The 18,700-nt window shown below is 58.7% G+C and carries 16 protein-coding genes; 10 read left to right on the top strand and 6 right to left on the bottom strand.

Annotated features, from left to right (window positions below; genetic code table 11):
* The first annotated feature begins 9 nt into the window (after positions 1-9).
* Genes EDC38_RS04355 through EDC38_RS04345 form a run of 3 tightly spaced genes read left to right on the top strand, consistent with a single transcriptional unit; the run spans position 10 to position 3,596 of the window.
* Positions 10-954 (top strand): D-2-hydroxyacid dehydrogenase, encoded by a 945-nt coding sequence (locus EDC38_RS04355; protein ID WP_123637458.1) that lies wholly within the window; start codon positions 10-12, stop codon positions 952-954.
* 16 nt (positions 955-970) lie between these two features.
* Complete coding sequence (locus tag EDC38_RS04350) at positions 971-2,377, top strand: amidase (protein ID WP_123637457.1); 1,407 nt, start codon at positions 971-973, stop codon at positions 2,375-2,377.
* 13 nt (positions 2,378-2,390) lie between these two features.
* Positions 2,391-3,596 (top strand): pyridoxal phosphate-dependent aminotransferase, encoded by a 1,206-nt coding sequence (locus EDC38_RS04345; protein WP_123637456.1) that lies wholly within the window; start codon positions 2,391-2,393, stop codon positions 3,594-3,596.
* 12 nt (positions 3,597-3,608) lie between these two features.
* On the opposite strand, the gene dbpA is transcribed toward EDC38_RS04345, so the two are convergent.
* The 3 genes from dbpA to EDC38_RS04330 all read right to left on the bottom strand — a co-directional run bounded on the left by dbpA (position 3,609) and on the right by EDC38_RS04330 (position 7,625).
* On the bottom strand, positions 3,609-4,979 hold the full coding sequence (gene dbpA, locus EDC38_RS04340) for an ATP-dependent RNA helicase DbpA (RefSeq protein ID WP_123637455.1): 1,371 nt from the start codon (positions 4,977-4,979) through the stop codon (positions 3,609-3,611).
* Between the two features lie 74 nt (positions 4,980-5,053).
* Positions 5,054-5,968 (bottom strand): type 2 periplasmic-binding domain-containing protein, encoded by a 915-nt coding sequence (locus EDC38_RS04335; protein ID WP_123637454.1) that lies wholly within the window; start codon positions 5,966-5,968, stop codon positions 5,054-5,056.
* Positions 5,969-6,080: 112 nt separating this feature from the next.
* Positions 6,081-7,625, bottom strand: a complete 1,545-nt coding sequence (locus EDC38_RS04330; RefSeq protein WP_123637453.1) for a glutamate synthase-related protein — start codon at positions 7,623-7,625, stop codon at positions 6,081-6,083.
* A gap of 170 nt (positions 7,626-7,795) precedes the next feature.
* Between EDC38_RS04330 and EDC38_RS04325 the strand changes: the two genes are divergently transcribed.
* The 5 genes from EDC38_RS04325 to EDC38_RS04305 all read left to right on the top strand — a co-directional run bounded on the left by EDC38_RS04325 (position 7,796) and on the right by EDC38_RS04305 (position 11,875).
* Positions 7,796-9,070 (top strand): DUF2254 domain-containing protein, encoded by a 1,275-nt coding sequence (locus tag EDC38_RS04325; protein ID WP_123637452.1) that lies wholly within the window; start codon positions 7,796-7,798, stop codon positions 9,068-9,070.
* A gap of 121 nt (positions 9,071-9,191) precedes the next feature.
* A complete protein-coding gene (locus EDC38_RS04320) occupies positions 9,192-10,079 on the top strand; it encodes a substrate-binding periplasmic protein (RefSeq protein ID WP_123637451.1) in 888 nt (295 codons plus the stop codon).
* Positions 10,076-10,297, top strand: coding sequence for a DUF2835 domain-containing protein (locus EDC38_RS04315; RefSeq protein ID WP_123637450.1), 222 nt, complete (start codon positions 10,076-10,078; stop codon positions 10,295-10,297). The genes EDC38_RS04320 and EDC38_RS04315 overlap by 4 nt, the downstream gene beginning before the upstream one ends.
* 68 nt (positions 10,298-10,365) lie before the next feature.
* Entirely contained in the window at positions 10,366-11,388 is a 1,023-nt protein-coding gene (locus tag EDC38_RS04310; protein WP_123637449.1) for a quinone-dependent dihydroorotate dehydrogenase, read from the top strand.
* Positions 11,389-11,416: 28 nt separating this feature from the next.
* Positions 11,417-11,875 (top strand): methylglyoxal synthase, encoded by a 459-nt coding sequence (locus EDC38_RS04305; protein ID WP_024460280.1) that lies wholly within the window; start codon positions 11,417-11,419, stop codon positions 11,873-11,875.
* 42 nt (positions 11,876-11,917) lie between these two features.
* On the opposite strand, the gene EDC38_RS04300 is transcribed toward EDC38_RS04305, so the two are convergent.
* The 3 genes from EDC38_RS04300 to EDC38_RS04290 form a co-directional block, all read right to left on the bottom strand.
* Positions 11,918-12,754, bottom strand: coding sequence for an SDR family oxidoreductase (locus EDC38_RS04300; protein WP_123637448.1), 837 nt, complete (start codon positions 12,752-12,754; stop codon positions 11,918-11,920).
* Positions 12,755-12,823: 69 nt separating this feature from the next.
* Positions 12,824-13,846: a DUF3080 family protein gene (locus EDC38_RS04295; RefSeq protein ID WP_123637447.1), complete on the bottom strand. Its 1,023-nt coding sequence runs from the start codon at positions 13,844-13,846 to the stop codon at positions 12,824-12,826.
* Between the two features lie 98 nt (positions 13,847-13,944).
* Positions 13,945-14,682, bottom strand: coding sequence for a dienelactone hydrolase family protein (locus EDC38_RS04290; RefSeq protein WP_123637446.1), 738 nt, complete (start codon positions 14,680-14,682; stop codon positions 13,945-13,947).
* Positions 14,683-14,832: 150 nt separating this feature from the next.
* On the opposite strand from EDC38_RS04290, the gene EDC38_RS04285 reads away from it, so the two are divergent.
* On the top strand, positions 14,833-17,292 hold the full coding sequence (locus EDC38_RS04285; RefSeq protein ID WP_123637445.1) for a pectinesterase family protein: 2,460 nt from the start codon (positions 14,833-14,835) through the stop codon (positions 17,290-17,292).
* 134 nt (positions 17,293-17,426) lie between these two features.
* A complete protein-coding gene (locus tag EDC38_RS04280; protein WP_123637444.1) occupies positions 17,427-18,668 on the top strand; it encodes a pectate lyase family protein in 1,242 nt (413 codons plus the stop codon).
* Positions 18,669-18,700 lie beyond the last annotated feature (32 nt).

The raw sequence follows: 18,700 nt of genomic DNA, 5'->3' as shown, positions 1-18,700 counted from the left end.
GGATCCATCATGACCGAAGTAGCGGTACTCACGGCCGACGACGAACCGGATCTGCCAGGCCTGGATGGGCTGCCCGATTCGGTTCGGGTGACCCACGTGAGAGACGAGCAGGCCCTGACCGAGGCGCTGACCCGAGCCGACATTCTGGTGGTCACCGACTTCCGTTCAGGAATGATCGAGCGCTGTTGGCCTGAAAAGCCCAGCGTGCGTTGGGTGCATGCCACCAGCGCGGGGGTGGATGCGCTGATGTTCCCGGCGCTGCGCGACAGCGACATTCCCGTGACCAATGCCCGGGGCATTTTCAATCGAGGTATTGCCGAATATGTGCTGGGGGCCATTCTGTTGTTTGCCAAAGACACCATGGGGAACCTCAACTACCAGCGTCTGCATCGCTGGCAGCACCGGGAAACCCGGCTGATTGATCGCCAACGTGTACTGATAGTCGGCGCCGGTTCGATTGGCACCACGGTGGGGCAGTTGCTCAATGCGGCGGGGCTCGAGGTTGAAGGCACCGCCCGAACCGAGCGGACTATTGAAGGGTTTCGCAAGGTGCACGCCCAGGAAGACATGATGGCGGTGTTGCCCCATGTCGATTATGTGGTGATCACCGCGCCGTTAACACCGGATACCGAAGGCCTGTTCGACCGGGAAACCTTTCGGGCCATGAAGCCGTCGGCGCATCTGATCAACGTCGGGCGCGGGCCCATTGTGGCCTCTGAGGCGTTGCTTGCGGCGCTGGAACAGGGTGACATTGCCGGGGCGGCGCTGGATGTCTTCGAGGAAGAGCCCCTGCCCGAGAATCATCCCCTGTGGGATAAACCCAATGTGATGATTTCCGCCCACATGGCCGGTGACTTTATCGGCTGGCGCCGGGCGCTGGGCGAACAATTCACCGACAACTTCACCCGCTGGCAGGCGGGTGAAGCACTGAACAATCTGGTATCCAAAGGCTGACCGGGGAGGGCCGTTGATGAGCCAAACGATGTTGCGGATGACCGCGGTAGAACTTCTGGAGCAGTATCGGGACGGGTCCCTGTCACCGGTCGAGGTGGCCACGGCCATGCTCGATCAGATTGAGCGGGTGGATTCCGAAACCAACGGGTTTTGCCTGGTGGATCGCGACACCACCCTGGCGCTGGCGCGCGAGTCCGAACAGCGCTATCAACAGCATCAGCCCCAGGGTACGCTCGACGGTGTGCCGGTGGCGGTGAAGGATGTGTTTTTTACCCCCATGTGGCCCACCCGTAAGGGCTCTCTGGCGGTGGACCCCAAACATACGCTGGACAGGACGACCCCCTCCACCGCGGCACTGGCCCGCCACGGTTATGTGCCCATCGGCAAAACCACCACCTCGGAATTCGGCTGGAAAGCGGTGACCGACAATCCGGTCGATGGGGTAACCAATAACCCCTGGAACCCACAGAAAACCGCCGGTGGTGCCAGTGGCGGCAGCGCCGTGGCGGTGGCGTTGGGGATGGCACCACTGGCGCTGGGCACGGACTCCGGTGGTTCCATCCGTATTCCCGCGTCCTTCTGCGGCCTGGTGGGTTTCAAACCCTCCGCGGGCGAAGTACCCCACTGGCCCGCCAGTCCGTTCGGCTCGCTGACCCAGGCAGGCCCCATGACTTGGACGGTGCAGGATTGTGCCCTGATGATGAATGTGATCACCGAGCATGATCATCGCGACACCCGGGCCATTCCCCGTCGACATATTGATTATCTGGGGAACCTGGGGCGCAGTATCAAAGGGCTGCGCATCGCCTACAGTCCCAATCTGGGCTATGTCGACGTTGACCCGGAGGTTGAACGGGCGGTGGCGCAGTCGGTTGAACTGTTCCGGGAGCTGGGCGCCGAGGTGGTCCGGGTGGACCCGGGCTTCAGCGATCCTTTACCCGCCTTTGGCCATCTGTTCTACGGCGGCGCGGCCAATGCCATGCGCGAGCTGGGCACCAAAAAACGCGAGCGGATGGACCCTCAGTTGGTCAAGGTCGCGGAAAAGGCCGGCAGACTGACCATGATTGATTATATGGGCGCGGTGGATGAATCCATGCGCCTGCGTGAGCGCATGGCGAATTTCCACCAGAAGTACGATCTGCTGTTGACGCCCACGTTGCCCATTACCGCGTTCAAGACCGGACGGGAAGTCCCGGAGGACTGGCCCAATACCCGCTGGCCCACCTGGACGCCCTTTACCTATCCGTTCAACATGACCGGGCAGCCCGCCATTACCGTGCCCTGTGGTTTTGATTCGGGTGGTATGCCCATCGGCCTGCAACTGGTGGGGGCGCGCTATAATGACGCTTTGGTGTTGCAAACCGCCGATGCGTATCAGCAGGCCAACGATCTGACCGATCGTCGTCCGGCACTGATGTCTTGAAGGGGGAAGCGGTATGCCACTGAGCAATATGGATTTCGAGTTCTACGAATCCGAGGATCCCATCTGGAATCCGGCCTTGATGACCATTCCGATTCCGGGCATCCGGAAAATGGTCAACCTGGCGTCCACCATGGACGATGTGATTCATCTGTCCATCGGCCAACCGGACCTGCCGACGCCTCAGAATGTGATCAACGCGGGGGTGGAAGCGCTGCAGCGTGGCCAGACCGGCTACACCATGGATGCCGGCCTGCCCGAGTTGCTGGAGTCGCTCGCGATCTACTACGGCGAGCGGTACCAGCGGACCTTGAGCCCGGACAACATCATGATCACCACCGGCGCCACCGAGGCGCTTTACCTGGCGCTGACCGCCGTGTCCGCGCCGGGGCGGCATTTCATCGTGCCAGATCCGGCGTTCATGTTGTACTCCCCATTGATCCGGATGAACGGGGGGGAGGTCACCGAAATTCCCACCCGCGCGGAAAACAATCACCAACTGGACCCCCAGGAAGTCATCGACGCGATCGAGCCCCATACCTACGGTATTGTGCTCAATTCACCGAGTAATCCCACCGGTACGGTCTATCCGCGGGAAACCCTGGAGGCGATTGTTGAAGAAGCCGCTTATCGCGGTATCCAGATCATCAGTGATGAGGTGTACGACCATCTCATTTACGACGGAAAAACCTACCCATCGGTGTTGTCCTGCTGCAGCGATCTCGATCATGTCATGGTGGTCAGCAGTTTTTCCAAAACCTACAGCATGGCGGGTATGCGCATCGGTTGGCTGATTGGCAGTCAGGGGGCGATCAAAAAACTGCGTCGCTACCACATGTTCACCACCACCGTGGCCAATACCCCGTTCCAGTGGGCCGGGGTGGCGGCACTGCACGGCGGCAATGATTTCATCAATCACATGCTCAAGGAATACACCGCGCGCCGGGATCGTCTAGTGGAGCTGGTGGAGCAGACGCCGCACATGACCGGCTATGTCCCGGAAGGGGCGTTTTACCTGTTTCCGTCATTGCCGGAGGGCGCCAACGGTACCAATATCGCGTTGCGTCTGCTCAAGGAAACCGGGGTGTGCACCATCCCCGGGGAAACCTTTGGCAGTAGCTGCAGCAATTCCCTGCGGCTGAGCTATTCCACCTCCATGGACAATATCGAGAAAGCGTTCGAGCGCATCATTCCCTGGATGGAACAGCAGGACTTCGACTGACGAGGCATCCGCTTATCGCACCAGGCGGGCGCGGAACTGTCGGCCTTTCAGTTTGCCTTTGTTGATCATCTCCAGGGCGAGCGTGGCTTCCGAGCGTTTGACCGCGACGTAGGCTCGAAGGTCCTGCAGGTGTATTTTGCCCACCTGTTGACCGTCCAGTCCGCCGGGTGCGGTGAGCGCACCGAGAATATCGCCCCGGCGTACTTTCTGTTTTTTCCCGCCGTCGATCTGCAAGGTGGCCATCGGCGCCCGATAGGGCGGCTGTGTGAGAATGCCCTTGTCCGGTAGCGGCTCGATGGTGAGTGAGTCCCCCAGGCGGGCCAATTTGAAACGTTCTTTTTCATCAAACAGGGTAATGGCCTTCCCCTGGCGGCCGGCACGGCCGGTGCGCCCCACCCGATGCGTGTGCACCGCGCTGTCCCGGGCGATTTCATGGTTGATCACCAGGTCCACGGCGTCGATATCCAGCCCTCGGGCGGCGACGTCTGTGGCCACCAGGATCGAACAGCTGTTGTTGTCAAACAGCACCATGGTCTGATCCCGCTCTCTCTGATCCAGATCACCGTGCAGCGCCTGGGTGTTGAGACCATTCTGGTTCAGGTGTTGGGTCAGGGCTTTGACGCCCTGTTTGGTATTGCAGAATACCAGGGCGGCGTTCGGTCGTTCCGCCAACAGCAGCAGACGCACCGCTTCGGGGCGGGACAGCCCGTCAATCGGCGAAAAAAGCTCTTCAATGCTGCGCTCATCGTGACGCTCCTCAACGGTAATGCGAACCGGTTGATTCATGATCCGCTGTGCGATGGATTCAATTTCCGGAGGAAAAGTGGCGCTGAACAGCAGTGTCTGTCGGTCCGAGGGGATGTGTTCGACAATCCGGTCCAGCACGGGTTGAAACCCCATATCCAGCATCCGGTCCGCTTCATCAAGCACCAGGGTATCCACGGTGCTCAGATTCAGCGTGCCTTTGCGAAGATGGTCCTCGATCCGCCCGGGTGTGCCCACAACGATGTGCGCACCGTGCTCCAGAGAGCCGATCTGCGGTCCGATCGGCACACCGCCGCAAAGCGTCAACACTTTGATATTGGTCAGGGTTCGCGCCAGGGTGCGCACTTCCTCGGCCACCTGGTCGGCCAGCTCCCGGGTCGGGCACAGCACCAGTGACTGAATGCGAAAGCGTTGCGCCTGAAGCTTGTGCAACAGGCCCAGACCGAAGGCGGCGGTTTTACCAGAACCGGTACGTGCCTGAACGATCACATCCCGGCCGGCCAGCACCTCGGGTAGGCTCTGGGCCTGAACCGGCGTCATCTGGTGGTACGCCAGGGAATCCAGGTTGCGAAGCAGAGCAGGATCGAGGGGCAGGGTCGCAAAGTCGGTAGGGGTCAAAAGTCACTCTCTCAAAAAATGGATTGAATCGGATAAGTGTCCGGTGTTGTTCCGGCATTCAGAGCGGGACGGCGTCAATCGGTGATGGCTTGTTGTCGCTGCGACTCCAACGTCACAATGGACGGCAGCAGATAGGGCTTGTCGTTGGCATAGAAAGAACGGTCAATATTGGTATTGTTCAGATAAAACACCCGTCTTGTTTCGAGGTTCAGCAGGCTGAGCGTATCACTGAAATAGTGATAAAACAGCGCGTCCCACTGACCGGTTTCGTGCGCTTTTTTCAGACCGAAGTTCAATCGCTCGGCCAGTTCCGGTTGCTTTCGGGATACAAAAAAGTACATCGGCAGGTAAGTGTATATGGCAATCTCATCCACCATCGCCAGGTCGGGCATGTCGGGCTGGTAGACCTCCAGTTCGGGCTTGATTTCGTACACCCCGCGCATGAGTAACTGGAAGCGATCTCCCAGCAGCATCGGAAACAGTGTCTCGTAAGGCCCGCCGTACACGACCTCAAAGCCGTTATCCTCGAGGATTTTAGCGGTAGACCAGCCCGCGCCCTGTCCGATTTTCAGGGTTTTGAGCGCTGCCAGACCTTCAATGGCATTGACCCGCTCCAGATTCTGACGGTGGCTGAAAAACAGGCGGTAACTGGCCAAGCCCTTCATGATAGGAAACGGAATCTGTTCGGCATTGTTCAGCCATTCCGGCATGGGCATGGAGATGGCGACCGACAAACGCTCATTTTTCTGTAGTTCAAGTAACTGACGGCGGATAACGGTTTGGGACGGCTGCTGCACGATTTTATAGGGGCCATAGCGCTGCTCGGACAGCGCCAGGGCGAGGGTCAGCAAATCAATGGCATAGTCCAGGTGCAGCCCCGCCCGCTCCATATAGGGGATGTCGACCACCACTTCCGCCGCCTCCGTTGACCGGGCGGCGAAGGTGGCCTGGCAGAGTGCCAATAGAAGCAGTAGGGCTGTCAGTCGCATCGGGCGGGTCAGAGCCTGTCGTTGAGTCTGTCCACCCATGATAATCGAATGTTGCGGTGACGTCTGCTCCGGAGGCGCCAACCACACCCTGGGCGCCTCCAGACAAGCGGGTTCAGGGGGTGCCGATGCCCGCGTATCGAACCCCCGACAGGAGAGCCATCTCCCGATGCCAGGTGGCCAGGTCTTCCTGGTTGAGGTCCCGCAGCGCGTTGTGACCGCAGGCCCTGGCCATGACGCTCATCAACTGCACCGATGCGTCAAAGAAAGTACTCAGACGCTCGGCGGATTGATCGACATTGAGTCGCTTGCGCAGATCCTCGCGCTGTGTGGCGATACCGGCGGGGCAATTGTTGGTATTGCAGATTCGCGCTCCCACACAGCCGACCGCCTGAATGGCGCTGTTGGACAGTGCGATACCGTCGGCGCCCAGTGCCAGCGCCTTCACAAAGTCCATGGGAACCCGGAGTCCACCGGTGATGATGAGGGTCACCCGGCCACTGGCTTTCTGCTCATCCAGATAGCGCCGGGCCCGCGCCAGGGCGGGAATGGTGGGCACGCTGATGTGATCGCGGAACATCTCGGGGGCCGCACCCGTGCCGCCGCCCCGACCGTCCAGAATGATGTAGTCCGCACTGGCATCCAGCGCGAATTGAATGTCCCGCTCGATATGGTTGGCGCTCAATTTGAAACCGACCGGGACGCCACCGGATATCTCCCGCACCCGGTCAGCGAAGCGCTTGAAATCCTTGACGCTGGACAGGTCCTTGAACGTGGGTGGAGAGGTGGCGGGTTCGCCAGCGGTTATCTGGCGAACTTGAGCGATCTTTTCGGTGTTTTTGTTACCCGGTAAATGACCACCAGTGCCGGTCTTGGCGCCCTGACCCCCTTTGAAGTGGAACGCCTGGATATCGCTCAACAGCTCCTCCTTGTAGCCAAACTTGGCGCTGGCGAGCTCGTAAAAATAACGACTGTTTTCGGCTTTTTCTTCCGGGAGCATGCCGCCTTCGCCGGAGCAGATGCCGGTGCCGGCCCGCTCGGCGCCTTTGGCCAAGGCCACTTTAGCTTCCTCCGATAAGGCGCCAAAGCTCATATCGGAGACCAATAGGGGAATCTTCAGACTGAGTGGTTTTTTCGCCTCGGGCCCGACCACCAGTTCCGTATCAATGGAGACATCCTCCATCAGGGGCTTTGTCGCCATCTGGGCGACCATGATCTGGAGGTCATCCCAGTGGGGCAGTTCGTTGCGCGGGACGCCCATGGCCGATACCGGCCCGTGGCTGCCGAGATTTTTCAGTCCTTCCCGTGCGAGCAGGTGAATGAATTCGACTGTGGGCTCCTCCGGTGTCGCTTTGGCGGTTGGAGCACCACTCTGCTCGTCCTTTTCCCCGGCAGGCCCCTCTTTCCCCACCTGATCATCACTGAACTGCTTGTGAGTACCGTCGCAGAAGGGGGCATCGTCGGTGTGCTTGCATTGACAGAGAAAGGCATCGCCGTCTTTTTCGGCCTTGAACATCTTGGGGGTAAAGCCGGTTCCGGAGTGGGAGCCATCGCAGAAGGGTTGATCCTTGGAGCGCCCGCAGCGGCAGAAAGCGTACTCTTCGCCTTTTTTGAGTGTCACTTTGGCGGGTTTGTTGTCGGCGATCACGGGCTGGCTCATGGTGGCTCCTTGTTATGTGGGTACAGGTATTACCGATGGGTTGCGCTCTGGGTACGCCTATCATTGAATAATAGATGTGTTTTCCGCAGAACCCAAACGCTTGACGCTTCAGGGTGCCGGGCCTACGCTTCAGGCACTATGGCTTAATGGCGGTAGGCCTATTTGCATTTATGAAACCATCCTCTTTCCTGTCGTTAGACCGGATACGCTTTCTCATCCAGCGAATTCGAGAGCGCCTTTGGGTGAAGCCTCTGGCGCTCTGCGTGCTTTCTGTTGGCGGTGTATTCCTGGCCAAGCTCGCAGAAGGCGCCCCATTTGCCGACATTCTCCCTGTCGTCAGTCTCGACTCGGTGGAGTCGCTGCTCTCGGTGATGGCATCCAGCATGCTGGTGATAGCGACCTTCGCCGTGGGCTCCATGGTCGCGGCCTACGCCTCCGCGAGCGCCGCCGCCACGCCTCGATCCATTCCCCTGGTGATTGCCGATGATGTCACCCAGAACGCGCTCTCGGCCTTTATTGGCGCTTTCATCTTCAGTCTGGTGGCGCTGATCGCGGTCACAAATGGCTACTTTCAGGGGGCCGGCCTGTTCACCATCTTTGCCCTGACCGTATGGGTCTTTGGCATTGTCATTATTACCTTTGTTCGCTGGGTTGATCGCATTGCCCGGCTGGGGAGGGTGGTCAACACCATTGAGCGGGTTGAAGAGTCGACGGCTGAGGCGCTGGCGCGGCGGCGACGTGCTCCCACGCTCTGCGCGACCCCGCTGCGCGACGTTCGGGCGCAGGGCCAGCCCCTGATGTGCTCGCGAGTGGGCTACGTCCAGCACGTCGACCTGGCGACTTTGCAGGACTGCGCCGAGGTCCAGAGTGCCCGTATCGAAGTGGTTGTCTTGCCCGGAACCTTCGCCAGCCCCGATCGGGTACTGGCCTATGTTGAGGCGGAAGGTGCGATCGATGAAGACCCGCTGCGGGCCGCCTTTACCATCGGCCGCACCCGGACGTTTGAGGATGATCCCCGGTTTGGTCTGGTGGCATTGTCTGAAATTGCCGATAAGGCGCTGTCTCCCGGCGTCAACGATCCGGGGACCGCGATCGACGTGATTGGCACGCTGGTGCGCCTGTTCACCCTTTGGCGCCGGCCGCTGGAGCAGGGCGAGCAAGCCGCGACACGCTACGACCGGGTATGGGTCCCCGAGCTGTCAGTGGATGACCTGTTTGACGACGCTTTTACAGCAATTGCCCGAGATGGTGCCGGGATTGCCGAAGTGGCGATCCGGCTCCAAAAGGCGCTGTGTGCTCTCGCGGCGCAGGAGGACCAGGCCATGGTCCGAGCCGCAAGCCGACACTCCCGCCTGGCACTGGCGCGCTCAGATCACGCTATGGATCTGGCGGAGGACCGGGCCGCGGTGCGCGCCGTCGCGCTGTCCGAAACCGTCGATATCTGACGACCCTCTGGTTGAAAATTGCAAGGCGTCGTGCTTTGAATTGGTGCGTGAATTCGTTATTGTGCCTATGGTTCCGCAGTTCTTGATGACTAATAACTATTATGCGGATGGGGCGAGATAAATGCGACTTCAGGTTATAAAAACGGTGTTGAAAGGGGTGCTCCTGGCAGTGGCACTGAGCGGTGTTTCCTGGGCCGACAGCAATACCGCTGAGGGTGAGGCACTGGTGATTCGATATCCGATGTTGGGCGAAGAATATGGTCAGACTTGGTCCAACTACTTTCTGGAGCTGCTGACCCTGGCGCTGGAAAAGGCGGGGGAAGAGTATGTTCTGGATCCCGTCACGCTATCAAACTTTCGTGAGAGTCGCAGCGTCATGTCCGTGGCAAAAGGCGTGTACGACATTCACTGGATGAACACCAATGCCACCCGGGAAACGGTGTTGCGCCCCGTCCGGGTGCCCCTGTTCAAAGGGTTGATCGGCTGGCGACTGCTGATGGTTCGCTCAGGCGACGAGGACCAGTTTGCCAACATGACTGACCTTGAGCCGCTGCGAGATCTGAAAACCGTCCAGGGGCATGACTGGCCAGATAGCGCCATCCTGGAACATAACGGCCTGCCGGTGATTCGCACGCCCCACTGGGAAGGAATGTTCAAAATGCTGTACGCCGGTCGGGTCGATTACTTTCCCCGTTCGGTGGTGGAAGTCTGGAAGGAGCAGCGGGTGTTCTCCGAGCTGGAGCTGGCGGTGGATGAGCATGTGGTTCTGGTCTATCCATCGGCGTATTACTTTTTTGTGCGCCGGAACAACGAGCGCCTGGCCGAAGCGATCGAGCGCGGTTTGCTGGCCGCCATTGACGATGGTTCATTTGATCGGGTGATTATGGCACACTTCGGAGAGAGCCTGAAGCGGGCCCGTCTCGATGAGCGTACCCTCATTCGCCTGGACAACCCGCTGATGACGCCCGACACCCCACTGGACCGCCCGGAGCTGTGGTATCGCCCTTGAACGCCGTAATCGTCAATCTCTATATTTCCCCGGATGAATATCAGCGCTGGTACCAGGGGAGCGCTCAGAGCGTGCTTGCCCAGACCGTCGATGGCCGCAGTGTACGGTTCCCGGCGCCGATTCTGCGGCAGTTTGTCACCCGCGAGGGAATCCGGGGCCGATTCCGGATCCACTTCGATGCCGACAATCGCTTCAAGAAGATCGAAAAAATCGACTAGAAACCCGAAATCCAGTATCCTTCGGCTCTGTTTTGACGCTGTTTCACCTCGCTGCAAAGAGCCCTTGCATGTATTCGCTGATTCGCAACGCCCTGTTCAATCTGGACCCTGAAACCGCTCACCACATCAGCCTGGACTGGCTGGGGGCGGCGGAGCGGCTGAAGCTGCTGCCGTTGTTCAAACCCAAAGCGGCGTACAACCCGGTCGAAGTCATGGGGTTGCGCTTTGCCAACCCTTTGGGCCTGGCGGCCGGACTCGACAAAAACGGTGATTATTTCAATGCGCTGGGCGCGCTTGGTTTCGGTTTTGTCGAAATCGGGACCGTCACCCCCAAGCCCCAGCCGGGAAACCCTAAGCCGCGATTGTTTCGCCTGCCGGAGCAGGAGGCGATCATCAACCGGATGGGGTTCAACAATTTGGGTGTGGATCACCTGGTGGAGCAGGTCAAGCGTCGTCGTTATTCCGGTATCCTGGGAATCAATATCGGCAAGAACGCCACCACGCCTCTGGAAAATGCCGTTGATGACTATCTCTTCTGTCTCAATCGGGTGTATGAACACGCCGAGTACATCACGTTCAATATTTCCTCTCCGAATACCCCGGGGCTGCGTGATCTTCAGTTTGGCGACAGCCTGGCCCGAATGCTTGAGCGTCTGAAAGTGGAGCAACAGAAACACTATCAGGCCATTGGGCGCTATGTCCCCCTGGTCGTGAAAATCGCGCCGGACATGGATGATGTGGCCATCGAGCAGGTCGCCAAGGTCTTGCTGAAGCAGGGTATGGACGGGGTGATCGCCACCAATACCACCATTGGCCGGGAAGGGGTCGAGGGGTTGGCGCACAGTGAAGAGACCGGTGGCCTCAGTGGTCTGCCGGTTCGCGATAAAAGCACGCATGTCATTGCGTCCTTGCACAGTCACCTGAAGGACCGGTTGCCGATTATTGGCGTGGGCGGTATCAGCGATGGCGCCAGTGCCGTCGAAAAAATGGCCGCGGGTGCCCGGTTGGTTCAGGTGTACACCGGATTCATCTATCAGGGGCCTCGACTCATTGCCGATGTCACTCGGGCCCTGGCCGAGAAACGCGATTAACCGATAACGATTCTAAAGCGAGTGGAGTATGGAATTTAAAACCGTAACCCTGCCCAACAACAAAAGCATTGCGTTGGTGGCACATGACAACAAAAAGCAGGATCTGGTGGCCTGGTGCAGCAAGCACCGGGAGACCCTGAAGAGCCATACGCTCTACGCCACGGGAACCACCGGAACGGTGATCGCCAATGCGACACAACTGCCGATCAACAAACTGATCAGCGGTCCACTGGGCGGTGACCAGCAAGTGGGTTCGTTGATCACCGAAGGCAAAGTGGATTTTCTGATTTTTTTCTGGGATCCGTTCGAGCCGATGCCGCACGACCCGGATGTAAAAGCGCTATTGCGTATCGCCGCGGTGTGGAACATTCCCGTGGCCTGCAACCAGATATCGGCCGATTTCATGGTGGCCTCGCCGCTGTTCAACAACGAAGTGGATCGCTCCATTCCGGACTACGAAGCGTATATGGCAAAACGGGCACAATAAAAGTGCCCGTGGATTACCGTCTGATGAATGACAGATAGTCGCTCAGGTGGCCACTTTCCCCAAGATTTTATCCAGCCTCCGGGTGCTCAGCACCCGCTTCAGATAGCCCATCAGATAGGTCGGAAAGGTGACGTAGTAGCGCGGCTTGGGTCGGTTACTTTCCAGGGCGTGCTTCAGGCGTTTGTAGACCGCATCCGGCCCCAGAGTAAACCGCTGAGTGGGCCCCTTTTTGCTCAGACGCTGAATGGCGTTAGCGTACTTTTCCCGATGCCGGCTGTTCTGCATGTCGATATTGCTTTTCAGCGCCGCCAGTGCGTTTTTACGGAAATCACTCAATATCGGGCCGGGCTCTATCAGGCTGACATGTACACCAGTTCCTTCGAGCTCCAAGCGCAAGGTGTCGGTCAATCCCTCCAGGGCAAACTTGCTGGCATTGTAAGCCCCCCGAAAAGGCATGGCGGCGAAGCCCAGCACGGAACTGTTCTGAATGATGCGCCCTTCACCGGCGGCAATCATGGCGGGGAGCAGGGCATTGGTCAGCTCCGCCCAGCCAAAAAAGTTGGTTTCAAACTGGCGGCGCAAAGTGTCCCGATTGAGATCTTCGACCGCACCGGGCTGGCCATAGGCGCCATTGTTGAACAGGGCGTACAGCCTCCCGTCACACAATTGCAGGGTTTCCTCGACGGCCCGGTGGATGCTGCCGGAGTCCGCAACATCCAATTGAATGCAGGTCAGGCCCTCGGCCTGCAGGCGGGAGACATCGGGCAGTTTTCGACAGCTGGCAATGACGCGGTAGCCGTCTTGTTGCAGTGCTTTGGCGCAGTGGTAACCAATGCCGGTGGAGGCGCCGGTTACCAGAACGGTTTTGGTGTCGGACATGCGGAATGATCTCGCCGTTTGTTGAACCATTAGAAGGGCATGCAGTGTACTGGATTTTTCCGGCCCCGGTCACCTCGACGGAATCGCCTTGCTGTCGCACTCGTCGAACAGGGTTTGCCAGTGAGCCACGTGGTCACGCAGGCTGTTCTGGAAGGCGAGGTGTTGCGTGGTCACTTGATCAAAAAATGGCTGAATGGCAGGCCTCAGTTCGGCGGACTGTTGGTCCAGCAGCGCTTCATAGTGCGTCATGACGTTATTGGCCCGACGATTGACTGCCGCCAGCCAGGGCTGAACCTCACCCACAAATACCTTCACCATGACGTTGCGGGCGTATTCGAGCTCTCGCTTCGGCAGGCCCGCCGGGCAGAGCGTTTTCTGCTGATGGGCTCGTTCCAGCATCCGGTTGGCCGCTTGGGTATAGCGCTCGCCAAGCACCAGGCTCTGCAGCAGTTTGCCGCCCAGAGCGTATTGCTCCAGCGCCTTGTATTGCGATTCGAGCTCCGGACGTTCCGGCCACTGTTGCTGTTCCAGGCGCTCTGGCAATCGCGATAGAAAGGCGAGGGCGGTCAGCGCTTCCTGGAAAGTGGCTTCCCGGCCGGGTTCCAGTGGCGTGGTGGATGGGCTCCAGAAAGCCCGCAGCTCCGGTGCCGCCGCACTGGCATTCCAGTAGCGAGCCGGCCACTGCTGTTGCTTGCGCCGCTCGAGGTCTTCGGCCAGCGCCACCAGTTCTGCGTCGTCCAGTGTCCGGATGCAATGGCGCAGTCGCTGGAGAATACGACCGTCCATGTGCAGGTGCTGGGAGGGGACCATTACCCGCCCGAGAATACTGTTGCGTTCGCCCAGTACCTCGGCCAGGCCGCACTGACGAAACCCCCAGAAATCCAATAGATTGATGGACAGGGGCTCCAGCTCGACCTGCAGTTCCCGCGGTGGCGGCATACGGGGTGCGGGCTCAGCGGCTATGGCGGGAATATCTACGGATAACACCCTGGATAACCGAGTCAGGTAGTCGTCCAGCATCGCCTCGGCCGGCGGCGTTGGCTGGCAGGCGGATAGCAGGGCAGTCGTTAGCAGGCAGGTAATAACACGCATACCGCTATTGTACGCTCCCGAAACCGATACGGACGAGCCACGGGTGCGGTGGGCTCAGGACATTGGCGGCGAAATACCGTCAGGGTCCCTGACCGCTCTCAGCGCAGCGCTTTCCGAAACAGACTGACCGCCATCTGGTAGCACTGCAATGCCAACTCCGGATCGTAGCGATCGCCCTCATCGCGCATGAACGCGTGCTGGCCGTTGACTTCCAGCCAGCTGAAGGTACAGCCCGCGTCCCTGAGAGCGCGATTGATCTCCGCCCTAGGTTGATCCGGAACGTGTGGGTCCTGACGGCCCCAGATCATCAGCAGCTCCCCCTGGATCTCGCCGGCCCGGGCGAGGGTCTGGTCTTCGTCGGGTGCCGGTAGGGTATTTGAATGCAGGTCGGTGGCGTACAGACAGCAGGCCGCCTTGATCGCCGGATTCAACGCGGCGCGAAAGGCCAGGTGCCCACCCAGGCAGACTCCCATGCTGCCCACCGCGCCTGAGTAGTATTGCTGCTTCTCCAGAAACGCGACCATAGCCCCGGTGTCGCTATCGTGATCCTTCAGCGGCTTGGCGAACTTGTCGTTGTTGCCTTTTTCCTTGCCGGCGTCGTCGTAGCCCAGCACGGTGCCAATCGGATTCAGCTCGTGGGCCACCTCGGGTACCAGGACGACGAAGCCGTGCCCGGCCATGATCGCCGCTGAACGGGCGATGGGGGCGGTCTGCTGAAAAATCTCCGAGTAGAAAATGATGGCCGGATAGCGACCTTCGGCCGAGGGGCGGTACACGTAGGTGCGCATGGTGCCGGTGGGAGTGTCGAGATCGACATGGTCGTTTTGTATCAGCATGGTCGGGTCCGTCAATAGCGGGTGGTCGGGAAATACCACAGTATAACCAAAGAGCCTAAGCCGGGGGCTTGACCTGCCGGCGAGCGACTGAGATTATTTGGGGGTCATTTGATATGACATATTATAAATAATTACGTGAGAGTAAAAACAATGAATCAACCAAAATGGCTGTACGTGCTGCTGTTGAGCAGTGCGCTGGCCGCCTGTGGCGGCTCTTCATCCCCCGAAAACGGTTCCTCCTCCAGCAGTTCGTCCTCAAGCAATCCGGCCTCCTCCAGCAGCGCGAGCGCCTCGTCAGAGCCGGCGTCGACGGTATTTGTCTGCCCGGAGAGCGGGTTGTACTTCTGTGACGACTTCTCCGATGGCACGGCCGATCAGTGGGTTCTGCAGTCGTCCCCGGATAACCCGGAGGGTGAACCCAACGGTACCTTCGATGTGGTGGAGGATGGCGACAACCACGTGTTGCGCTTCACCGCCGCCAGTCAGGGCGGCGAGTTGGCCTTTATCGACGTGAACGCTCTTGAAATCCCGTCGGAAGACTACTACGTGGAAGCGCGGATACGCCCCCGCGAAAACAGCACCACCGGAAACAAGTTCCTGTACCTGGTGGCACGCTATCACAGTGAAGGTAACTGGTATGCCGCTGGTCTGAATGTGCAGAACAACACCGACAGTACCAAGGTGGAGATCGCCAAGTCGGTGGACGGCACGATCGATCGTCCGGTCCAGGTGGGCCGGGAAATCGTCCAGGGCCCCAGAGATACGCTGGAGGGCGGGCAGTGGTACACCGTCCGTTTTGAGTTGATCGGCGATACCCTGACGGTCTACTTCAATGGTGAAAATGTCGGCTCCCATACCGATACCGACTATACCGGTATTGGCGATATTGGGCTCTTTACCGCCAACAAGTCGTTTGAGATTGATGATGTGGTCATCGGCGATCCGGCCAACAAACCGGTGCAGTTGACCATTGATCCGGCCAGTAATGAATGGATCGCCGAGGCCCAGACCGATGACTATGTGATCGACGTAACGGCGGTGCAGAGCAATGGCGATCCGGATACGTTCAGCGTCGAATCCTCGAATACGGCTGTGGTCGGTGTCGATGTGCAGGGCAATCAGGTGCACTTGAGCCCCCTGGCCGAGGGAGAGGCGACCGTTACCTTTACCAGCGGCTCTGACGCGACTTTGGTCCGGACCATTGAAGCCACAATCACTCCGGCGTTCGTCCAGCCAACCGCGGTTTACGATCTGGCTGAACGAGTTGTTCCCGCCGTTGGTGCAACCGATATTCTGCGCGACACCCGGATCAAACTGACCTTTGACGATGTTCCCACGCTCGGTGCGGCGGGCTCGGCCCGTATTTACCGCGCCAGTGATGACGCTGTGATCGACAATATCAGTGTCTTGGGCGAGCAGGACAGTCTGCAATCGGCCGATCGTGCGCGCACCCTCAACACGGAGCAGATCTGGGTCGAGGGCAACAGCGTGGTGATCGCGCCCCATTACGGAGTTCTGGAGCCTGGCGAGACCTATTATGTGGCCATTGCCGATGGGGTGATTGACGGCACCCTCAACGGGGCTGAATTTGAAGGTCTCGGTAAAGACGCCGCCTGGACGTTCAGTACCACGGCGGACGCGCCTTCCGGTAATGAGCTGACGGTGGCTGAAAGCGGCGAGGCGGATTTCCGCACGGTGCAGGGCGCACTGTCTTATGCCATGCTGGAGCTGGGGAAAGACGATGCGGTGACCGTCAATGTCATGAACGGTACCTACCGAGAACCGCTGTACCTGCGCAACAAAAACAACCTCACCCTGCGCGGTGAGAGCCGGGAGAATACCCGCATCGAGTACCGCAACAACGAGCAGCTCAATGGTGGCACCAGTGGTCGCCCCCTGTTTCTGGTCGAGTCTGCGGACATGTTGGTTCTTGAACACCTCACGATTGAGAACACCACCCTGATCGGCGATGGTGGTCAGGCCGAAACCATTTACTTCAATAGCTCGCATCGCCTGGTGGCCAAAGACGCTGCCTTTCTGAGCGAGCAGGACACTCTGTTGCTCAAGGGCTACAGCTGGTTCTATGAGTCCCTGGTTGCCGGCAACGTGGATTACATCTGGGGTTATGTGGAGGCGGCACTGTTTGAAAACAGTGAGATTCGCACGGTGGGTCGATCCGATGGCGGCAGCGGCGGATACATTCTTCAGGCGCGCACACCGGACAGCGTCAAAGGCTTTGTGTTCCTGAACAGCGAACTGACTCGCGGTGAAGGACCGACCGGTGCCAATGTGGCTGACAATACGTTTGCCCTCGCGCGCAGTGGCGGCAGTCAGGACTATTTCGACAATGTGGTATTCATCAATACCCGTATGGATGACCACATCCGTTCAAGTGCCTGGCACACCGACCCGACTCCCAACCCGGCAACCGCCACTGCCACTAACGGCTGGCGCGAATACAACAGCATGGATATCAATGGCGACCCGCTGGATACCAGCGGTTGGGTGAGCTATTCACTGACGGAAGAAGAGTACGAAGCGGAGTTTTCAACTCGCGAGAAAATTTTCTCGACTTTCAATAATGGCGAAGGTTGGAGCCCTCTGCCTTAGTTATCGTAACGACCCATTGATTCTGCCCCCTCTTCAAGAGGGGGCGCTTTTGAACCTTCTTGATGATAGAGTCCGCATTCCGGCAACGATCCGGAAGTAATGCATTATTAAGAAATAACGTGAGAGAACGCAGTATGAAGCAGTTACCCCTGGCCATGATAGTGGCCTGCACCAGCGTGTTGGTCGCCTGTGGCGGCACTTCGTCTAACAACACGCCTACGAATTCGAGCAGCTCTTCCAGCTCCAGTCAAAGCAGTTCCTCAAGCAGCAGCGATGCCTCCGGCGGATTGACCGCCGACTATTGTGAGCAGATCAATACCGTGGAAGGTTTTGCCTCCATGGAATCCGGCACCACCGGTGGCGCCGATTTGGGCGACGGGAACTACGTGGTGGGTGTCAGTACCGGCGAGGCGTTGCGCGAAGTGGTTTACTCCTCAAGCTCGCCTTATCAGGACAAACCCCTGACCATTTATATTGATGATTTGATTACCTGGGAAAACTCGGGAAACAGTGATATTCGTATTGAGCGCTCCGATGTTTCGATCATCGGCCGCGGTGAAAATGCCGGGTTTGAAGGCGTTGGTATTGAAATAAAAGCGCCATCGGAAGGGGTGGAAAACATCATTGTGCGCAACCTGCGAATGCGCTATGTGCCACAGTCACACGGTTCGGGCGACATCATCAGTCTGGATGGCCGCGATGGCCCCATCCGCAATATCTGGATCGACCACAATGAACTGTATAACCGGCTGGAAGCCCCCGAGTCGGCGGGCTGTACCACTGAAGAGTGCAACAAGAATTACCACGATGAGCTGGTAAGCGGTCGGGGCGATGTGGGTCGGATCACCATCTCTTACAACCACCTGCATGACAGTTGGAAAACGTCGCTGTGGGGCTCCTCGGACAGCGATGAAGCCAACCGGACCGTGACCTTCCATCACAACCTGTGGCAGAACGTGAACTCTCGGTTGCCGCTATTCCGCTATGGCGAGCTGCATGTGTTCAACAACTATTATCTCGATGTGGAAAGCAGCGGCATCAATGTGCGTCAGACTGCTGAGGCGCGTATTGATGGTAACGTCTTCAATCGGGTGTCTCATCCCATTGTGTCGCTCTACAGTGACGAGCTGGGTTACTGGGAAGTGGAGGACAACGCCTTTATTGATATCAGTAGCAGTGGAAGTTGTGGCAGTAGCGTACCGCCCTGTGAAGGCGCCCACGAGGAATCAACCGGCCAGTACACGCCGCCGTATGATTACGACCACATCCTGATGCCTGCACAAGAGGTGCCGGAGTACGTCTTCGAGAATGCGGGCGCAGATAAAATTGATGCCTGCCTGGATTTGCCTTCTCCAGAGGATGACGCCAACAACTGAGTGAAGTCGGTTTTTCGGTTCACAAAAAAAGC

It is taken from the genome of Marinimicrobium koreense, from assembly GCF_003762925.1.
Taxonomy (GTDB): domain Bacteria; phylum Pseudomonadota; class Gammaproteobacteria; order Pseudomonadales; family Cellvibrionaceae; genus Marinimicrobium; species Marinimicrobium koreense.
Note: the sequence above shows the minus strand (reverse complement) of the source record. Positions and strands in the feature narration are given on the sequence as shown.

Bases quoted from the DNA above. Each gene is read 5' to 3' on its own strand.
- EDC38_RS04355 (WP_123637458.1), top strand. From the start codon at position 10: ATGACCGAAGTAGCGGTACTCACGGCCGACGACGAACCGGATCTGCCA.
- EDC38_RS04350 (WP_123637457.1), top strand. From the start codon at position 971: ATGAGCCAAACGATGTTGCGGATGACCGCGGTAGAACTTCTGGAGCAG.
- EDC38_RS04345 (WP_123637456.1), top strand. From the start codon at position 2,391: ATGCCACTGAGCAATATGGATTTCGAGTTCTACGAATCCGAGGATCCC.
- EDC38_RS04335 (WP_123637454.1), bottom strand. From the start codon at position 5,968: ATGCGACTGACAGCCCTACTGCTTCTATTGGCACTCTGCCAGGCCACC.
- EDC38_RS04330 (WP_123637453.1), bottom strand. From the start codon at position 7,625: ATGAGCCAGCCCGTGATCGCCGACAACAAACCCGCCAAAGTGACACTC.
- EDC38_RS04325 (WP_123637452.1), top strand. From the start codon at position 7,796: ATGAAACCATCCTCTTTCCTGTCGTTAGACCGGATACGCTTTCTCATC.
- EDC38_RS04320 (WP_123637451.1), top strand. From the start codon at position 9,192: ATGCGACTTCAGGTTATAAAAACGGTGTTGAAAGGGGTGCTCCTGGCA.
- EDC38_RS04310 (WP_123637449.1), top strand. From the start codon at position 10,366: ATGTATTCGCTGATTCGCAACGCCCTGTTCAATCTGGACCCTGAAACC.
- EDC38_RS04305 (WP_024460280.1), top strand. From the start codon at position 11,417: ATGGAATTTAAAACCGTAACCCTGCCCAACAACAAAAGCATTGCGTTG.
- EDC38_RS04300 (WP_123637448.1), bottom strand. From the start codon at position 12,754: ATGTCCGACACCAAAACCGTTCTGGTAACCGGCGCCTCCACCGGCATT.
- EDC38_RS04295 (WP_123637447.1), bottom strand. From the start codon at position 13,846: ATGCGTGTTATTACCTGCCTGCTAACGACTGCCCTGCTATCCGCCTGC.
- EDC38_RS04290 (WP_123637446.1), bottom strand. From the start codon at position 14,682: ATGCTGATACAAAACGACCATGTCGATCTCGACACTCCCACCGGCACC.
- EDC38_RS04285 (WP_123637445.1), top strand. From the start codon at position 14,833: ATGAATCAACCAAAATGGCTGTACGTGCTGCTGTTGAGCAGTGCGCTG.
- EDC38_RS04280 (WP_123637444.1), top strand. From the start codon at position 17,427: ATGAAGCAGTTACCCCTGGCCATGATAGTGGCCTGCACCAGCGTGTTG.